Source organism: Acidovorax sp. T1 (assembly GCF_002176815.1).
Classification (GTDB): Bacteria; Pseudomonadota; Gammaproteobacteria; order Burkholderiales; family Burkholderiaceae_C; genus Acidovorax.
The window spans coordinates 3,722,285-3,739,468 of sequence record NZ_CP021648.1 but is presented as its reverse complement, the minus strand read 5'-3'; the positions used below and the strand labels follow the sequence as shown (position 1 = coordinate 3,739,468).

The window sequence follows — 17,184 nt, the reverse complement described above, 5'->3', positions numbered from 1 at the left end:
CTGCGGACTTGTTAAGGGGGAGTGAATGGATGAGTTTCTAGGCCAGATCACCACAACCGTTCGCGGCATGTGGATTTATCGCCGTCTGGCTATGCTGATCACTTGGTTGGTTGCTGCCGTGGGTGTGGGTGTGGTGCTCATGATGCCGGATCACTATCAGGCGTCGGCGCGCGTATTTGTAGACACACAGTCCATCTTGCGTCCGCTCATGACCGGCATTGCCGTGCAGCCGAACATCGAGCAGCAGGTCGCCATGCTCAGCCGCACTCTACTCAGTCGGCCTACCGTGGAGCGTCTGGTCCGCACCGTTGATCTCGATCTGGGCGCGCATTCCAAGGCAGCAAAAGATGCGGTGGTCGATACTGTGACCAAGTCCATCAGTATCCAGACCACCGGGCGAGACAATCTCTATACGCTGTCCTATCGCGACCAGAATCCCGAGAAAGCGCAGCGGGTCGTGCAGGCGCTTTTGACCATCTTCGTTGAATCCAGTCTGGGTGCTTCGCGCCAGGATTCGGACAGTGCGCGTCGCTTTCTCGATGAGCAGATCAAGAGCTACGAGGCCAAGCTCACAGACGCCGAAGGCCGCCTCAAAGCGTTCAAATTGCGAAACCTTGAGTTGCAATCGCAAAGTGGGCTGGATTCGGCCGGGCGGGCCGCAGAAATCGGCAACCTGCTAAGTCAGGCCAGGCTTGAGCTGCGCGAGGCTGAAAGTGCACGAGCGGCGGCGAGTCGTCAGTTGGAGATGCTGCGCGCGCAAACTGGACAGTCTCTCATCGGGTCTGCTGTTGGTATGCAGACGCCTGAGTTGGATGCGCGTCTTCATGAGCAAAAGCGCAATCTGGATACGCTGCTACAGCGCTACACCGACGAGCACCCAGATGTGGTCAATACACGCAGATTGATTGCGGAGCTTGAGGCACAAAAGCGCCGTGAAGTGGAGGAGCTGCGGCGTAAAGCGCAGGCAACGCAGGGATCGCCTGCAGTGGAAACCAATCCTGCGGTGGTGGAGCTCAATCGCATTTATTCGGCAGCCGAAGTTCAAGTGGCATCGCTGCGCGCGCGCGTCGTTGAATACGAGTCACGTGCCAAACATGTCCATGAGCAACTCAAGGTGGCTCCACAACTGGAGGCCGAATTGGCGCAGTTGAACCGGGACTATCAGATTAATCAGAAAAACTATGCCGATCTGGTGGCTCGCCGTGAATCGGCCATGATGTCGGGACAGTTGGAAAACACGTCCAGTGTGGCTGAATTTCGAGTCATCGACCCGCCGCGCGTTTCGCCCAAGCCTGTTGCTCCCAACCGGGTGCTGCTGATGCCAATCACCTTGCTGGCGGCCCTGGCCGCAGGGCTTGGAATGGCATTTCTCATGAGCCAGATTCGGCCAGTTTTCTTTGATGGCACTGCGTTGCGCCAGTTGACCCAACTGCCGTTGCTGGGCGTGGTGGAATTGATGCCCAGTGATGCGTTCCGTCAACGTGAATCGAGAAGCTTTAAGCGTTTCATCGCGGCCTTGCTTGCACTCGTTTTGCTCTATGCGGGTGGAATGCTTGCGTTGTCCTACTTGTCCGGCCTTTTGGGGTGACATGCAATCATGACAAGTTCCATTGAAAAAGCGGCCCAACGGCTAGAACAATTGCGAAAGGCGGGGGTGCCTGTGCCTGGTAGCGTGGTGCAGCCTGCCGAGTCCGTAGGGCCGGGCGCCGTGGCGCAGCCGGCACAAACAGTCGCGCCCGTAGAAGATGCCATCCTTGACGTGCGGCGGGGCGTGCCAACATCCAAGCTGGTTTCCAAGTCCGTACATATCGATCTGACGGCACTGGCTGCGGCGGGCTTTGTCACTCCCAATGCGCCGCGCTCAGCCATGACAGATCAGTTTCGCGTCATCAAACGGCCCCTCCTGGAAAATGCAACGGGCAAAGGAGCCTCGTTGGTGGCCAACGGCAACCTCATCATGGTCACCAGCGCATTGCCCGGTGAGGGAAAGACCTTTACAGCCATCAACCTGGCCATGAGTCTGGCCATGGAACTGAACCATACGGTGATGCTGGTCGATGCCGATGTCGCGCGCCAGTCCGTCATGAAGACAATGGGCCTGCTACCTGCACCCGGCTTGCTGGACTTGTTGCTGGATGAAAAGATCGGATTGCCCGATGTGCTGCTGCGCACCAATATTGACAATTTCACGCTGTTGCCCACGGGGCTGCCGAATCCGCGTGCGACGGAATTGCTGGCCAGTGATGCCATGGCAGGATTGCTCAACGACATGGGCAAGCGCTACCGGGATCGCATCCTCATTTTCGATTCCCCTCCATTGCTGCTGACCACGGAAGCGCGGGTGCTGGCCAGCCACATGGGCCAGATTGTCGTCGTCGTTCAGGCTGAAAAAACGCTCCAGTCCCAGGTTCAGGATGCCCTGACCACCATCGAGGCTTGCCCTATCAGGCTCATGGTGCTTAACCAGGCGCGCAGCCGGGGTTTGGGTGCATATGGCTATGGATATGGCCACGGGTATGGCTACGATCGGTTAGTCGGCGAGCCCAGCGCGGCCACTGCTGCGGTGTGACGGGAAAAAGGAGCGTCCGCGTGAACCGACCGTATCGCTATACCGCAAGTCCTTGCTTGGTTCGCTGGGCCTCGCTTGCTTTGGCAACTGCACCGGCGCTTCTTCCGGGCACCGTCACTGCACAACAAGACGATGTGCAGGCAGCACCGCGTCAACCCAGCATGGTATTTGAGCCGCGTATTTCGGTGCAGCACACCATTACCAGCAATGCACGGCTTGATGCCGCCAGTATCAGTGATCAGGTGACGGAGGTGAGTCCGGGGTTTCAGCTGATCAGCAATATGGCCCGGATCAAAGGGTTTGTCGATTATTCGCTGCACGACACTTACTACGCGCGGGAGTCACGGTTCAATGAGATTCGGCACAGCCTGAATGCCAGCGCTGTCGTAGAGGCGATCGAGCAGTGGGCTTTTGTCGATGTGGACGCCGTCGTCGCTTCGCAGCCCATATCGGCTTTTGGCGCGCCGGTGGATGGCTCACCCGCCAACGCCAACAGCTCGCAGACCTCGAGCTTTCGCCTCTCGCCCTATCTTCGCGGTCGCATGGGTAGCGTGGCCGACTATGAGGCGCGCTACAGCGTGCAAGACACCCGCACCAAGACGGACAGCCGCTCGGATGTCACCACGCAAGAATGGGTCCTGCGTCTGGGCAGCCAGGAAAGCGGGCGGGTTGTGGGCTGGTCCGTGGATGCCAGCGACCAGGTCGCCGATTATTCCCCGGGTCGGAGGATCAAAACCACCACGCTGCGTGCCCGGGTGAATGTAGCAGTGACGCCGCAAGTGCGGCTCACGGGGATTGGCGGAGCCGAATCCACCAACCAGCTTTCGCCGACACGCGAGTCGCACAGCATTACAGGTTTTGGTGCTGCGTGGCAGCCATCGGAGCGCACCCGGATGTCGTTTGAGCGGGAGAGCCGTTATTTTGGCGGCTCCCACAACGCAGCCATCGAGCACCGCACCGGGCGCACCGTCTGGCGCTACACCGATGTCAAGGCCGTCTCCAACGGGCTGGGCGCACAGTCGGCGTCGCTGGGGTCTTTGTTCGACCTGTTCGACGGCTTTTACACCCAGATCGAGCCAGACCCCGTCCGCCGCACACAACTCGTTCTGGCAGAAATTGAACGCCTGGGGCTGCCCGCCAACGTGCAGGTGTTCCAGGATTTCCTGCGCTCATCGAGCACCTTGCAGCGGGCGCAGCAACTGTCGCTGGCACTGTTGGGCCAGCGCAGTACCGTGACGCTGGCAGTTTCGCGTTCTGACAGCCGCGCACTCGGCGGTGCGCTCCAGCTGGGCGATGATTTCGATACCAACTCCCGCATCCGCCAGCGCGGCTGGAGCCTGTGGCTTGCCCATCGTCTCACGCCGAATTCATCGATCCATGCGAATTGGGGCGATCAGCGCAGCGCAGGCACTTTGCCGGGGTTGGAAACCCGGGTTCGCTCACTCGTATTGGGCTGGAATACGCTGCTGGCCCATCGCACCAGCGCAGGTCTTCAGATACGTCGCGTTGTATCGGACGGCCCCGCCAGCCCATATAGTGAATCGGCGATAGTCGGCACCATCACACACCGGTTTTGATCCATGTACGAAGCGTTCTATGGGTTGAACAGCAAACCCTTCCAACTCAATCCCGACCCCGGCTTCTATTTCAGCAGCAAGCAGCATCAGCGCGCACGCGCGTACCTGGAATACGGCGTGATGCGTTGTGAGGGCTTCATCGTGATTACGGGCGAGGTGGGGGCGGGTAAGACGACGATTGTGCGCGGCCTGATTGACAGTCTGGACCCCGGTACTGTTGTCGCGGCCCATCTGGTTAGCACGCAATTGAGTGCAGAAGACACGCTGCGACTGGTGGGCGCGGCGTTCGGGATCCCCGTGCGGGGCGTTTCCAAAGCAGACCTGTTGATGGCACTGGAAGCTTTCTTCGTTACCCAGACTCTGCAAGGAAAGCGTTGCCTGCTGATCGTCGATGAAGCGCAGAACCTTCAGCCGCAGGCGGTGGAAGAGCTGCGCATGCTGTCCAATTTCCAGAATGGCCAGTACGCACTGCTGCAGACTTTTCTGGTGGGCCAACCCGAGTTCCGTGAAATCTTGCAAAGCCCTGGCATGGTGCAATTGCGTCAGCGTGTGACAGCCACCTGCCATCTCGGCCCCCTGGAGGTTGACGAAACCCGCGAGTACATTCTGCATCGCTTGAAATGTGCTGGGGCCAGTGAAAATCCTACCTTCGATCCAGAAATATTCGACTGCATCTACCACTACACAGGCGGAATTCCCCGGCGCGTTAACACCTTGTTTGACCGCGTCCTGTTGCAGGGGTTTCTGACGGATCGGACGCACATTGACCTTGCACTGGTCAACGAGATCATTCAAGAAGTGCAAGCAGAAATGCTGGTGTCGCCCAAGGTTGCATCTCCTTGGCAGATGCCCCTGAGAGCGGCGGTGCGAGGCATCGCGCAGGAGGAGCCGCTGGACAGCGAGTTGGAGCCAGGGGCACTGGATTTGGATTTGAGTTTGGACAGTGCTCTGGCAGATAGCATGTCTCAGCAACTTGTACACGTGACGGCCGAGCAACTGAGCGCGCGTTTGCTGCGTATCGAACGCAGCGTTCTGCGCCAGGAGCGCGTGACCTTGGAAATCTTGATGAATCTGCAAAAGCTGGTGGTCGCAAGTCGTCGCCCGCGTTCTGACAGTGCCGCCGGCTAGAGCCTGGAGTCCATCGCCATGCCCAGCACGTCCTCCATCACCAACGCGCTGACCATCGACGTCGAGGATTACTTCCAGGTATCGGCTTTCGCCCCCTACATCGGACGCAGTGAGTGGGACCTGCGCGAATGCCGGGTGGAGCGCAACGTGGAGCGCATCCTGGCTTTGCTGGAAGAGCACAACACCCAGGCCACCTTCTTCACCTTGGGCTGGATCGCCGAGCGGTATCCGGCGCTGGTGCGCCGCATCGTGGACGGCGGCCATGAGCTGGCCAGCCATGGCTACGGCCATGAGCGGGTGAGCGACTTGTCGGAGGCGGCGTTCTTTGAGGACATCCACCGCGCCAAAGCATTGCTGGAAGATATTGCCGGGGTTCGGGTGCAGGGCTACCGAGCCCCCAGCTTTTCCATCGGCTCCGGCAATTTGTGGGCGCTGGACACGCTGCAGCGTGCCGGCTACCGCTACAGCTCCAGCATTTATCCCATCCGGCACGACCACTATGGCATGCCGGACGCACCACGGTTTGCCCACCAGGTGCGCGACGGCTTGATTGAGGTGCCGCCGACCACCCTGCGCATGTTCCACCGCAACTTGCCGTCCAGCGGCGGTGGCTACTTTCGCCTGCTTCCCTATGCGCTGTCGCGCTGGATGCTGCGCCAGGTCCATCGCCAGGACGGATCACCGGCCGTTTTTTACTTTCATCCCTGGGAAATGGATGTCGGGCAGCCGCGCGTGCAAGGCATCGGGTTCAAGACCCGCTTCAGGCATTACGTGAACATCGGCCGCATGGAGCAGCGGCTGGGGCATCTGCTGCAGGATTTTCATTGGGGCCGCATGGACCATATTTTTCTGTCCCCGCAAACGCCAGAGGTGGCCCGTGGCTGAAGTGGCCGCCACGCTCGCCATTCGCCGGCTCGATGCGCACAGCGCAGCCGACGCGGCGCGCTGGGACGCTTTTGTGCTGGGCTGTCCGCACGCCACGTTTTTCCACCGGGCGGGCTGGCAGGCATTGATCCGCGAGGTGTTCCGCCACGACACCTATTTTCTCTACGCCGAGGCCGGGGAAAGCATCCGGGGTGTGTTGCCGCTCGGGCATGTCAAGAGCCGCCTGTTCGGCAATGCCCTCACCAGCCTGCCTTTTGCCGTGTACGGCGGCGTTGCCGCGCTGGATGAGCAAGCCGCCGTGGCGCTGGAACGCGAGGCCGAGCAGCTGGCGCAGCGCCTGGGCGTGGACCACCTGGAGTTGCGCCATGTGCAGCGCCGCCACACCGACTGGCCGCTGCAAGACCTCTACGTCACTTTCCGCAAACCGATTGCGCCGACAGAAGAGGACAACCTGCTCGCCATCCCGCGCAAGCAGCGCGCCATGGTGCGCAAAGGCATCAAGAACGGGCTCACCTCCCATATCGACACCACGGTCGACCGCTTCTTCGCGCTGTATGCCGACAACGTGCACCGCCATGGCACGCCGGCCCTGCCCAAGGCCTATTTCAAAGGGCTGTGCCGGGTTTTCGGGCCGGACTGCGAAGTGCTCACCGTGTGCGCGCCCGATGGCCGCGCCATCAGCAGCGTGCTGAGTTTCTATTTCCGTGATGAAGTGCTGCCCTACTATGCCGGCGACGACGAGGCAGCACGCGACCTGGCTGCCAACGACTTCAAGTACTGGGAGCTCATGCGCCTGGCCTGCGCACGGGGCCTGAAGGTGTTCGACTATGGGCGCAGCAAGCAGGACACCGGCTCGTATGCGTTCAAGAAGAACTGGGGTTTTGAACCCACACCGCTGCACTACGAATACCGGCTGTACAAAAGCGACAGCGTGCCGCAGAACAACCCCGCGAATGCCAAGTACCGCCTGCTGATCGCCGCATGGAAGCGCATGCCCATTGGCCTTGCCAATTGGCTCGGGCCCAAAATCGTGCGCAACCTGGGCTGAATGCCACCAACGCATGACCACCATGGGCAACATTCTCTACCTGGTGCACCGACTGCCGTACCCCCCCAACAAGGGTGACAAGGTGCGTTCGTACCACCTGCTGCGCCACTTGCAGCAGCGCCACCGCGTGTTTCTGGGCACCTTCATCGACGACCCGGACGATGCGCAACACCTGCCCACGCTCCAGGCCATGTGCCCCGACCTGCATGTGGAGCGCATCCATGCACCCAGTGCCAAGGCCAGGAGCCTCAGCGGTCTGCTGGCGGGCGAGGCGCTCACGCTGGCCTACTACCGCAACGCCGGCATGCGGCGCTGGGTGGAGCAGACGAGCGCAGAACACAGCCTGCAGGCCTGCGTGGTTTTTTCCTCGGCCATGGCGCAATACGCGCAGCCGCTGCTGCCCAAGGTGCCCATGCTGGTGGACTTTGTCGATGTGGACTCCGCCAAATGGACCCAGTACGCCCCCGCGCACCGCTGGCCCTTGTCCATGCTGTACCGCCGCGAGGGCCGGCGCCTGCTCGCTTATGAGCGCGCAATGGCCTTGCTGGCGCGGCGCGCGTACTTCGTCACACCGAACGAAACCGCCTTGTTTTTGTCGCAGGCGCCGGAATGCGCGGGGCGCGTGCAGTCCATGGGCAACGGGGTGGATGCCGAGTTTTTCATGCCAGACCCCCTGCGGCCCAGCCCCTTCGCGGCGGGTGAGCAGGCCGTGGTGTTCACCGGCGCGATGGACTACTGGCCCAACATCGACGGCGCCAGCTGGTTCGTGGCCGACGTGCTGCCGCTGTTGCGCGCGCGCTGGCCGTTGGCGCGGTTTTACATCGTGGGCCGCAGCCCTTCTCCCCAGGTGCAAGCACTGGCCAGTGGGCAGGTGGTGGTCACTGGCACCGTGCCCGATGTGCGGCCCTATCTGCAATACGCCAGCGCGGTGGTGGCGCCCTTGCGCGTGGCGCGCGGCATTCAAAACAAGATTCTGGAGGCCATGGCCATGCAGCAGCCCGTGGTCACGGTCAGCAGCTGCGCCGACGCCATCGGCGCCACGGCAGGGCAGGGGCTGCTGCGTGCCGATACGCCGCAAGAGTTTGTCCAGGCCCTGCAGCCGCTGCTGGAGTCGCCTTACAACGCCGCCGCGCTGGGCCAGCAGGCCCGCCGCTACGTGGAGCACGAATGCAGCTGGCAGGCCCATCTGAGCGGTATCGACAGTGGCCTGGGCAGAGCGCCTGCCAATCCACCTGCCAACCCACCGGCCAACCCACCGGCCAATCAGCCCCACGCTGCCAGTGCATGAAAGTGCCCCCATGACAAGCCACCTTCAAGCCCTGCCCGTCCATTGGCGTCGGCCCCTGCTGGTGCTGGTGTTGCTGCTCGCAGCCATTGTGGTTGCGTACTGGCATTCGGCCTGGGGCATGGCGATGATCTGGGCGCGCTCCGACACCTATGCGCATGGCTTTGTCGTGCCCCTCATCTCGCTGTGGCTGGTGTGGCGCCAGCGCGCGGTGCTGGCGCCCATGGTTCCTCGCCCGGGGCGCCTGGCCTGGCTGCTCATGGCGGGCGCCGCGGCACTCTGGCTGGCGGGCGATCTGGTGGCCGTGAACGCTGCCACGCAGCTGGCGCTGGTCACGTTGATCGTGTTGTCGGTGCCTGCCGTGCTCGGTTGGCGCGTGGCCGGGGCGCTGGCTTTTCCTTTGGCTTTTTTGTTCTTTGCGGTACCGATCGGCGACTTTCTGCTACCGCGCCTGATGGAGTGGACGGCCGACTTCACCGTGATGGCGCTGCGTGCGAGCGGCATCCCGGTGTACCGTGAAGGCCTGCAATTCATCATCCCGTCGGGCGCATGGTCGGTGGTGGAGGCTTGCAGCGGCATTCGCTACCTCATCGCTTCCGTGACGGTGGGCTGCCTGTTCGCGTACCTCAGCTACCAAAGCACGCGCAAGCGCCTGGTGTTCGTTGGCGTGGCCATCCTGGTGCCGCTGCTTGCCAACTGGTTGCGCGCTTACATGATCGTCATGCTGGGGCACTATTCTGGCAACACCATCGCCACGGGGGTGGACCACCTCGTGTATGGGTGGTTGTTTTTTGGGCTCGTCATCGGCGTGATGTTCCTCATCGGTGCGCGCTGGGTAGACCCCCTGCCGCCACCGCCCAAGGCGATGGCTCCTGTTGGCCTGGCTGCAAAAAACGCCCCGCCCCGAACGGTTTGGCTTGCGTTGGCGCTGGTCTTTGCCGTGGTGCTGGCGCCGCATGGCGCGCTGGCGGTCATGGACCTGGGCACGCAGACAAGGCCTGTGCAAGTGGTCGAGCCCCTGGTCGCGGCCCCCTGGCGCGCCACGGCGCAGCCACCCAGCACCTGGCGGCCGGCGTTTGAACATGCCTCGGACACGCTGGACGCCGGTCTGATCGACGGTCAGAGCCAGCCGCTGGGCCTGCATGTCAGCTATTACCGCCAGCAAAACTACCAGCGCAAGCTGGTCAGCTCAGAGAACGTGCTGGTCAAGAGCCAGGACCCGATGTGGGCGCGGGTGGCTGGTGGCGCGGCCGATGCGCGGCTGCAGGGCCGGCCCCTGCGGGTCGACAGCGCCGTGCTGCGCCAGCACCAGCCCGGCATGGGCAACGCGGGCCAGCGCCTGCTGGCCTGGCGTTTCTATTGGGTTCACGGCGGCTTCACCGCCAGCGACTACGCGGGCAAGATACAGGGGGCGCTGGGGCGCATCGGCGGCTGGGGCGATGACGGGGCGCACATCGTGATCTACACGCCCCTGTCAGACGCGAAGGACGCCAAGGAGGCCGAGGTGGACGCTTCGGCGCGCCTGCAGTCCTATCTGGACAGCCAGGGCGGCGCACTGGTGGCGGCGCTCTTGCAAACGCGGGGGCGCGACTGACCATGTGCGGCATCTCCGGCCTCTTCGATACACAGGGAGCGCGCGCCTACTCGCGCGAACTGATTTCGCGCATCAACAATGTCCAGGCCCACCGCGGGCCCGACGAAGACGATGTGCACCTGGAGCCCGGCCTGGCACTGGGCCACCGGCGCCTGTCCGTCATCGACCTGGCCACCGGCAAGCAGCCCTTGTTCAATGAAAACGGCAGCGTGGGCATCGTCTTTAATGGCGAGATCTACAACTACCGCGCGCTGATGGCCGAGCTCAAGGCCCTGGGCTACCACTTCAAAACGCGCAGCGACACCGAAGTGATCGTGCACGCCTGGCAAGCCTGGGGCGCGGCCTGCCTGCACCGGCTGCGGGGCATGTTCGCTTTTGCCCTGTGGGACCGCAACCAGCAAACCCTGTTCCTTGCGCGCGACCGCATGGGCGTCAAGCCCATGCACTACGCGTGGTTGCCCGATGGCAGCTTCATCTTTGGCTCCGAGCTCAAAGTGCTGACTGCCCACCCCGGCTTTGTGCGCGACATTGACCCGCTGGCGGTGGAAGACTATTTCTCGTTCGGCTACGTGCCCGATCCGCGTTGCATCTACCGCCACGCCCACAAGCTGGCTGCGGCGCACAGCCTCACCCTGCGCCGGGGTGATGCGGCCCAGGCCCAGCCGGTACCGTATTGGGACGTGCATTTCAGCAATGACAACCCCATCGGCCTGGCCGATGCACAGGCCGAGCTGCGCGAGCGGGTGAAGGAATCGGTGCGGCTGCGCATGATCGCCGACGTGCCCCTGGGTGCCTTCCTCTCCGGCGGGGTGGATTCCAGCGCCGTGGTGGCCACCATGGCCGGACTGTCAGACACGCCTGTGCACACCTGCGCCATCGGCTTCGACGACCCGCGTTTCAACGAATCCGCCTTTGCCCAGCAGGTGGCCGACCGCTATCACACCGACCATCAGCTCGAAGTCGTCAGCAGCAACGACTTCGACCTCATCGACACGCTGGCCAGGCTGTACGACGAACCCTTTGCCGACAGCTCGGCCATCCCCACCTACCGCGTCTGCCAGATGGCGCGCAAGCATGTCACAGTGGCGCTGTCTGGCGACGGCGGCGACGAGAGTCTGGGCGGCTACCGGCGCTACCGCATGCACCAGGGCGAAGAGGCCGTGCGCAACTGCCTGCCGCAGGGCCTGCGCCGCCCGCTGTTTGGCGCGCTGGGGCAGATGTATCCCAAGGCCGACTGGGCGCCGCGCCCCTTGCGCGCCAAGACCACCTTGCAGGCCCTGGCCATGGACAGCGTGCAGGCCTATCACCACAGCATGTCGCACCTGCGGGCCGACCAGCGCCAGGCGCTGTTTTCGCCCGCCTTCCAGCGCAGCCTGGGCGGCTACAGTGCGCTCGACGTGTTCCGCCACCATGCCCGGCAGGCCCAGACCGACGACCCGCTGGCCCTGGTCCAGTACCTGGACTACAAGACCTGGCTGGTCGGCGACATCAACACCAAGGTCGATCGCGCCAGCATGGCGCACTCGCTCGAAGTGCGCGAGCCGCTGATGGACCACCCACTTGTTGAATGGCTGGCCACCCTGCCCAGCGCCCTGAAGATCCGTGGTGGCGAGGGCAAATACGTGCTGAAAAAAGCATTCGAGCCCTTGCTGTCGCACGACGTGCTGTACCGGCCCAAGATGGGGTTCTCGGTGCCCTTGGCCAGCTGGCTGCGGGGTCCGCTGGCGCAACGCATGCGCGATTCCGTGCTGAGCCCGCGCATGCTGGCATCGGGCTACTTCAATGCGGGCACGCTGCAAACCCTCGTCAACCAGCACCTGGGTGGGCAGCACGACCATTCGACGGCCTTGTGGATGCTCATCATGTTTGATGCGTTTTTGCGGCAAGCGCAGGAGCCCGTCCGGGCGGTTGTCACCAAAAACCCAACCGATGTGGTCGCCGCATGAGCAGCACACAGCGCCGCCGACGCATCGTTCATGTGGTGTACAGCTTCAGCGTGGGCGGGCTGGAAAACGTCATCGTGCAGCTGATCAACCGCCTGCCTGCGGACCGGTTTGAACATGTGGTGCTGTCGCTCACCACCATCAGCGATTTCAAGCACCGCATCACCCAGCCCGGCGTGCGCTTCATCGAGTTGCACAAGCCACCGGGCCACGCCGTGCGGCTCTATCCGCGCATCTATCAGCTGCTGCGTGGGCTCCAGCCCGATGTGGTGCACAGCTGCAACCTGGCCGCGCTCGAAGTCACGCCACTGGCGTGGCTGGCCCGCGTGCCGCTGCGCATCCATGCCGAGCACGGCTGGGACGCCCATGACCCGAAGGGCCAGAACCCGCGCTACCAGCGACTGCGCAAGTTCTACCAACCGTTTGTCAGCCACTACGTTGCCGTGTCGAAAGACCTGGACGACTACCTGGCGCAAGCCATCGGCGTGCCTGCCCGCCGCCGTTCGCTCATTGCCAACGGGGTGGACACCCACAACTTTGCACCGCCGCCCCAGGGGATGGCGCCCGCCGTGCCCGGTTGTCCCTTTGTGCCGGGCGAGCACTGGATGATCGGCACCGTGGGCCGATTGAAAACCGTCAAGAACCAGCCCTTGCTGGCCCGCGCTTTCGTGCGTTTGATGGAAATCCACCCCGAGGCTGCATCCCGCCTGCGCCTGGTCGTGGTGGGGGCGGGGCCGTTGCGGGCCGAGGTAGAGGCCACGCTCGCGCGGGCCCAGGTGCAGCATCTGGCGTGGCTGGCAGGCGCACGCGATGACGTGGCCGACATCTTGCGCATGCTGGGTTGTTTTGTGTTGCCCTCCCAGGCAGAAGGCACCTCCTGCACCCTGCAGGAAGCCATGGCCAGTGGCTTGCCGGTGGTCGCCACGGCGGTGGGTGGCACACCCGATGTGGTGGAAGACGGCATCACAGGGCTGCTCGTTCCTTCTGACGACGCCAATGCGATGGCACAAGCTTTGTGGAGCTTGTACACCGACCCGGCCACGGTCCGTCTTCTTGCACAGTCCGCGCGTCGGCAGGCGGTGAAAAAGTTGGGCATGGATGCGATGGTGCAGTCCTACGACCGACTGTTTTCCGGTCAGCAGCTGGGTGAGCCGGCGCACAGCGCTCCAGGTTATTCCGGACAGCCATGAAAATTCTCTACCACCACCGCACCGCTTCGAAAGATGGCCAATCCGTCCACATCGAAGAGATGATCGAAGCCCTGCGCAGCGAGGGGCATGAAGTGCGCGTGGTGGCGCCCGGAGCGCCTGAGCCCCATCCGGATACGGCGGCGCAAGGTGGTGGCCGCATGGGCGGCGACATGGGCTGGGTGCATCGCCTAAAGGCCTTGCTGCCCAAGGCCGCCTACGAGCTGATGGAGCTGGCCTACAACCTGGTGGCCTACCGCAAACTGATGACCGCCGCGCGCGAATTTCAGCCGCAGGTGATCTACGAGCGGTACAACCTGTTCCTGCTGGCCGGCCTCATGGTCAAAAAGCGCCTGGGTATTGCGCTGTTGCTGGAGGTGAACTCGCCGCTGGTGCTGGAGCGCTCGCAGCACAGCGGGGGCCTGGCTCTGCAGCGACTGGCGCGCTGGGCCGAGGGCACTGCATGGCGCGGTGCGGATGCCGTTTTACCTGTTACGCAGGTGCTGGCCGGCCATGTGCGTGCGCATGGCGTGCCGACAGAACGCATCCACGTTGTGTCCAACGGCATCAACCGCGCCCACTTTGCCGATGCGCCCCGGCCCGACGAGGCCAAGAGGCGCCTGGGCCTGCAGGGCCGGGTGGTGCTGGGCTTCACCGGCTTTGTACGCGACTGGCACGGCGTGGATCGGATCATCGACTGGATGGCCTCACCCCAGGCGCCACAAGACATGCACCTGCTGGTGGTGGGCGACGGCCCGGTGCGCGCTGCGCTGGAGGCGCAGGCGCAGCAGCTAGGCCTGGCCGAGCGCGTGACCTTCACGGGCGTGGTCCACCGCGAACAGGTGCCAGCCCATGTGGCGGCCTTCGATGTGGCGCTGCAGCCGGCCGTCACGCCCTATGCATCACCATTGAAGCTGATGGAATACCTGGTGCTGGGCAAGGCGGTGGTGGCCCCGGCCACGCCCAATCTGCTGGAAGTGCTGACCGACAACGTCAACGCCCTGATGTTCGAGCCCGCCCAGCCGGGCGCACTGGAAGGCGCACTCACACGCCTGTGCACCGACACAGCGCTGCGGCAGCGCCTGGCCCAAGGCGCTGCGGACACCATCGACCGGCTGGATCTGACCTGGATCGGCAACGCGCGGCGGGTGACCGCCCTGGTGAAGGCTGGCGCATGAAGGTCTTGTTGTTCTCTACGCTATACCCCAGCGCGGTGCGCCCCATCCACGGCATCTTCGTGGAGACGCGCTTGCGCGAGCTGCTCAAGACCGGCGAGGTGGAGGCCAAGGTAGTGGCGCCGGTGCCATGGTTTCCCTCCAAGGACCAGCGCTTCGGCGAGTATGCGCAGTTCGCAGCCACCCCGCCCGTGGAGCAGCGCAGCGGGGTGGAGGTGCACCACCCGCGCTACCTGCTGCTGCCCAAGGTGGGCATGAATCTCGCACCCTATGCCATGGCACTGGGGGCCTTGCCCACCATCCGCCGCCTGCAGCGCCAGGGCTTCGACTTCGATCTCATCGACGCCCACTACTACTATCCCGACGGTGCTGCCGCCGCGCTGCTGGCCAAGTGGATTGACAAGCCCTTTGTCGTGACGGCGCGTGGCACCGACCTGAACCTCATCCCGCAGTACCCCTTTCCACGCAAACTAATCCTGGAGACTGCCGCACAGGCCCGCGCATCCATTGGCGTGTGCCAGGCGCTCATGGACAAACTGGGCGAGCTGGGCGCCGACCGCACCAAGCTCCACACCCTGCGCAACGGTGTGGACCTGGAGCGCTTCGTGCCCGAAGACCGGGTCGAAGCCCGCCGGCGCCTGGGCCTGCCGGTCGAGGGGCGCTATCTGCTATCGGTGGGGCACCTGATCGAGCGCAAGGGTCACCACATTGCCATCGAGGCCCTGCCGCATTTGCCCGGGGTGACCTTGCTCATCGCCGGTGCCGGCCCAGAGGAGGCGGCTCTGAGAGATCTGGCCAGACGCGTTGGCGTGGCCGACCGCTTGCGCTGGGCCGGCGTGGTGCCGCAAACCGAGCTGAAGTGGTGGTACAGCGCGGCCGACGTGCTGGCCCTGTGCAGCAGCCGCGAGGGCTGGGCCAATGTGCTGCTGGAGGCCATGGCCTGCGGCACGCCGGTGATCGCCACCAACATCTGGGGCACGCCCGAGGTGGTGAGCACTCCAGCGGCCGGCGTGCTCATGGACCGCCGCGACGCTCAAGCCCTGGCTGCCGCCTGGGTGCAGTTGCACACCCAGTTGCCCACGCGAGAAGCCACCCGAGCCCATGCGCAGACTTTTTCGTGGGACGCGACAACGCAGGGGCAACTGCAGCTCTTTCAGAAGGTTGTCGATGCCACGGCCTGAGACACTGTCCATCTCTGCGCGGGAGCGCCTGCTGGCGTGGGCGCTGGTGCTGCTGTGTGTGGCGCTGCTGTTTGCGCAGGCACCCCATGGCGGGGCCTTTTATTGGAGCGATTCGCCGCGCCATGCCCTCAATGGTGTGTTCGTCATGGATCTGATCCGGGCCATGCCAGTAGATGACCCGACTGGCTACGCCTATCGCTACTACGCCCAATACCCGGCGCTCACGATCCTGTTCTATCCCCCGCTGTTCTACGCCATCAGTGCACCGTTTTACGCATTGTTCGGGGTTTCCCACGAAACGGCGCTGCTGGTGGTGGCGCTGCACTATCTGGCGCTGGGCCTGGGTTGCTGGCGCCTGGCGCGGTTTTGGCTGCCGGCTGCCCCGTCGCTCGCGTTTGCCGCGCTCGTACTCTGGTTGCCCGAGGTGGCCTTCTGGGGCCGGCAGGTGATGCTGGAGGTGCCCGCCTTTGCATTTTTGGTGTGGAGCGCGGTGGCTGTCATGGCCTATCTGCGCGGCGGGCCACCCAGGTGGCTGTACCTGGGGGCCGCGCTGCTGGTGCTGGGTATATACACCAAGATCAGCGTGGCCTACATGGGGGTGGTCTATGCGGCCTTGATCGCGCATCGCGATGGCTGGGCGGGTCTGCGCAATCGCCACCACTGGTGGGTGGCGGCCTTGGCCGTGGTCGGGTTGCTGCCCCTGGCCGTGCTCACGCTCAAGTTCGGTCAGGCCAACCTGCAGTCGGTTACCGGCGTGGCCGACGCCGTGGCCTCGCGCGCAAGCTGGCAGGGGTGGGTGTGGTATCTGCAGCAGATCCCCGCGCAGGTGGGCTGGCCGCTGACGATGCTGGCTCTGGCTGGTGCAAGCATGGCTGCATGGCGGCGCATGCCCGGCCTGGGTTTGTGGTGGTTGGGCTTCGCGGTGGGCTACCTGTTCTTCTCGTCCATCGATCTGAAGGAAGCCCGCCACAGCGTCTTCTTGCTGCCCTCGGTGGTCTTTTTTGCCGTGCTCTTGGTGCACTCCGTGGTGCCTCCCCGTCTGGGTGGCTGGGCTGTGGCCGCGCTGGCCGTGCTGGTGCTTGCCACCGCGGGCCTGTCCGTGTGGACGCGCCCGGTGTACTACGTGCAGGGCTATGCCCAGGCAGCTTCCGAGGTGGCCCGGCTGGCGCCGCGCGACAGCACGGTCATGTTCTCGGGCTATCGCGATGGCTCTTTTGTGTTCAACATGCGCGCAAGGGAAGATCGCCGCGACCTGCAAGTGATGCGGGCCGACAAGCTGTTGCTGGGTGTGGCCGTGCGGCGGGAGCTGGGCGTCGAGCAAAAGGGCCTGACCGAAGCCGAGATTGCCGAGGCCCTCAACGCCAACGGCGTGCACTACGTGGTGATGCAGCCCGGCTTCTGGACCGACCTGGAGGCCATGCAGCGCTTCGAGCGGGTGATGGCCAGCGACCAGTTTGAAGCGGTGGCGCGCATCGCCACCCCCGCCAACCACAAGGCGCACGAGACCGAACTGGTGATCTACCGGAACAAGGGGGCGGTGGTGTCCCGCCGGCAAGGCGCCGACATCGAACTGAAGATCATCAACCGGCGTATTTCTGCCGACTGAACGCGA

Annotated in this window: 13 protein-coding genes; all 13 read left to right on the top strand. The window is 63.9% G+C overall.

All coding sequences use genetic code 11. The annotated features are described in order from the left end of the window. Nucleotides 1-25: 25 nt before the first annotated feature. The 13 genes from CCX87_RS17370 to CCX87_RS17310 are packed head-to-tail and all read left to right on the top strand — an operon-like array spanning nucleotide 26 to nucleotide 17,178. Nucleotides 26-1,588: an XrtA system polysaccharide chain length determinant gene (locus tag CCX87_RS17370; protein WP_087747849.1), complete on the top strand. Its 1,563-nt coding sequence runs from the start codon at nucleotides 26-28 to the stop codon at nucleotides 1,586-1,588. 9 nt (nucleotides 1,589-1,597) lie between these two features. After that, on the top strand, nucleotides 1,598-2,569 hold the full coding sequence (locus CCX87_RS17365; RefSeq protein ID WP_087747848.1) for an XrtA-associated tyrosine autokinase: 972 nt from the start codon (nucleotides 1,598-1,600) through the stop codon (nucleotides 2,567-2,569). A gap of 20 nt (nucleotides 2,570-2,589) precedes the next feature. Further along, entirely contained in the window at nucleotides 2,590-4,146 is a 1,557-nt protein-coding gene (locus CCX87_RS17360; protein ID WP_232476433.1) for a TIGR03016 family PEP-CTERM system-associated outer membrane protein, read from the top strand. Nucleotides 4,147-4,149: 3 nt separating this feature from the next. After that, nucleotides 4,150-5,274 carry an XrtA/PEP-CTERM system-associated ATPase gene (locus CCX87_RS17355; protein ID WP_087747846.1) on the top strand — a complete coding sequence of 375 codons (1,125 nt, stop codon included), beginning with the start codon at nucleotides 4,150-4,152 and terminating at the stop codon, nucleotides 5,272-5,274. Between the two features lie 18 nt (nucleotides 5,275-5,292). Then, nucleotides 5,293-6,159, top strand: a complete 867-nt coding sequence (locus tag CCX87_RS17350) for an XrtA system polysaccharide deacetylase (protein ID WP_087747845.1) — start codon at nucleotides 5,293-5,295, stop codon at nucleotides 6,157-6,159. Next, nucleotides 6,152-7,207 carry a FemAB family XrtA/PEP-CTERM system-associated protein gene (locus CCX87_RS17345; protein WP_087747844.1) on the top strand — a complete coding sequence of 352 codons (1,056 nt, stop codon included), beginning with the start codon at nucleotides 6,152-6,154 and terminating at the stop codon, nucleotides 7,205-7,207. The genes CCX87_RS17350 and CCX87_RS17345 overlap by 8 nt, the downstream gene beginning before the upstream one ends. A 13-nt stretch (nucleotides 7,208-7,220) precedes the next feature. Then, on the top strand, nucleotides 7,221-8,495 hold the full coding sequence (locus CCX87_RS17340; RefSeq protein ID WP_369825243.1) for a TIGR03087 family PEP-CTERM/XrtA system glycosyltransferase: 1,275 nt from the start codon (nucleotides 7,221-7,223) through the stop codon (nucleotides 8,493-8,495). A gap of 10 nt (nucleotides 8,496-8,505) precedes the next feature. Next, nucleotides 8,506-10,086, top strand: a complete 1,581-nt coding sequence (gene xrtA / locus CCX87_RS17335) for an exosortase A (RefSeq protein WP_087747843.1) — start codon at nucleotides 8,506-8,508, stop codon at nucleotides 10,084-10,086. 2 nt (nucleotides 10,087-10,088) lie between these two features. Next, nucleotides 10,089-12,032, top strand: coding sequence for an XrtA/PEP-CTERM system amidotransferase (locus CCX87_RS17330; RefSeq protein ID WP_087747842.1), 1,944 nt, complete (start codon nucleotides 10,089-10,091; stop codon nucleotides 12,030-12,032). Next, complete coding sequence (locus tag CCX87_RS17325) at nucleotides 12,029-13,219, top strand: TIGR03088 family PEP-CTERM/XrtA system glycosyltransferase (RefSeq protein WP_087747841.1); 1,191 nt, start codon at nucleotides 12,029-12,031, stop codon at nucleotides 13,217-13,219. The genes CCX87_RS17330 and CCX87_RS17325 overlap by 4 nt, the downstream gene beginning before the upstream one ends. Further along, on the top strand, nucleotides 13,216-14,394 hold the full coding sequence (locus CCX87_RS17320) for a glycosyltransferase family 4 protein (protein WP_087747840.1): 1,179 nt from the start codon (nucleotides 13,216-13,218) through the stop codon (nucleotides 14,392-14,394). The genes CCX87_RS17325 and CCX87_RS17320 overlap by 4 nt, the downstream gene beginning before the upstream one ends. Further along, nucleotides 14,391-15,572 (top strand): glycosyltransferase family 4 protein, encoded by a 1,182-nt coding sequence (locus CCX87_RS17315; protein ID WP_087747839.1) that lies wholly within the window; start codon nucleotides 14,391-14,393, stop codon nucleotides 15,570-15,572. The genes CCX87_RS17320 and CCX87_RS17315 overlap by 4 nt, the downstream gene beginning before the upstream one ends. Beyond that, a complete protein-coding gene (locus CCX87_RS17310) occupies nucleotides 15,559-17,178 on the top strand; it encodes an ArnT family glycosyltransferase (RefSeq protein WP_087747838.1) in 1,620 nt (539 codons plus the stop codon). Before CCX87_RS17315 ends, CCX87_RS17310 begins: the two co-directional genes overlap by 14 nt. Nucleotides 17,179-17,184 lie beyond the last annotated feature (6 nt).